This is a genomic window from Psychrobacter sp. W2-37-MNA-CIBAN-0211 (assembly GCF_040309405.1).
Lineage (GTDB): Bacteria > Pseudomonadota > Gammaproteobacteria > Pseudomonadales > Moraxellaceae > Psychrobacter > Psychrobacter glaciei.
In genome coordinates this window covers 1-245 of sequence record NZ_JBEOOU010000483.1, presented here as the reverse complement: position 1 = coordinate 245, position 245 = coordinate 1, and the positions used below count along the sequence as shown (strand labels likewise).

At 45.7% G+C, this 245-nt stretch carries 1 protein-coding gene; it reads right to left on the bottom strand.

Going from position 1 to position 245, the window contains the following annotated elements; genetic code table 11:
* On the bottom strand, positions 1 to 245 hold a 245-nt coding region (locus AAEY72_RS15980), incomplete at both ends, for a TonB-dependent receptor plug domain-containing protein (protein WP_352311640.1).

Below are 245 nucleotides of genomic sequence, written 5' to 3'. Positions count from 1 at the left end.
GCCCTGACCTACTTCCACGGTGACAAGATTTTCGCTATCTAGGTAACGATTCGCTTTAGCACCACCGCCATAATTAGAACCGCCATTAGGAATACCGTCTACCGTCATACCTAATTGCTGCTGGTTTGAGTCGATACTAAAACCACGCATGGTAATAGTGGTTGACCAATCGTCGCCGCCAAATGCGTCGCCTTCGTTTATGCTAATGCCAGGTAAGTTATCTATTACTGATAACACACTGGATA